The following is a 962-nucleotide window of genomic DNA, read 5'->3' as shown; positions in this document are numbered from 1 at the left end:
GATGGCCAACGCCGCCGCCGGTGCGGGAGTCCGCGACACCGCTGCCCGGTGAATGCATCGGCCCGGTTCCCGCACCGGGGAACCGGCCGGGCCCTCGGGCGGCTGCCTGTTCATGCCGCAAGTGTAAGTCCGGCTGTGCCGTGCACCACGGCGGCGCGGCGGCGTGCCCCCGGCAGGTACGGCGGGGACGCCGGGTACCCATGGCAAAGTGGTGGCATGGCCAACCCCTTCCTGGAACCCAGTGTCCTCCCCTATGAGCTGCCCGATTTCGCCGCGATCCGCCTTGAACACTATCCGGAAGCGTTCGAGGCCGGGTTCCGCGAGCAACTGGCGGAAATCGAGGCGATCGCGGCCAATCCGGCACCGGCGACGTTCGAGAACACCGCCGTCGCCTTCGAACGGTCCGGCCGCACGCTGTACCGGGTGAGCGCCGTGCTGGACAACTTCGCCGCCGCCGACGCCACCGACGACGTGATGGAGCTGCAGCAACGGATGGCCCCGCAGCGGGCCGCCCACCGTGACAACATCTACCTGCATGCGGCGCTCTACCGGCGGGTCTCGGCGGTCGACGAAGCCGCCGAAGGCCTCGAGGGCGAAGACCTGCGCCTTCTCACCGAGCTGCGCAAGAAGTTCCGCCGGGCCGGCGCCCAGCTCCCCCCGGCAGACCAGGAGCGGCTGCGCGCCATGAACGTGGAGCTGTCGGAGCTGGACGCGGAGTACTCTCGGGAACTGCTAAACGCCGGCAATGCCGCCGCGGTACATGTCACCGACCGCGCACAACTGGCCGGGCTCGCCGACGACGACCTGACCGCCGCCGAACTCGCGGCGCGGGACGCCGGTTACGACGACGGATGGCTGCTGGTCCTGACCCTGCCAACCGCCCAGCCGGCGCTGGAAACCCTCACCGACCGCGGCACCCGCCGCCGCCTGCATGAGGCATCGGTGGGCCGCGGCGAAGCGGG

1 pseudogene is annotated in these 962 nt (G+C 71.2%); it reads left to right on the top strand.

From position 1 onward, the window contains the following. Nucleotides 1–216 precede the first annotated feature (216 nt). Nucleotides 217–962: pseudogene (locus tag AC5RUJ_RS17200) on the top strand (M3 family metallopeptidase); the annotation flags it as partial.

The organism is Arthrobacter sp. Y3223164 (genome assembly GCF_059091005.1).
The sequence above is the reverse complement of the archived record's forward strand: the minus strand, read 5'-3'. Positions and strand labels throughout refer to the sequence as shown.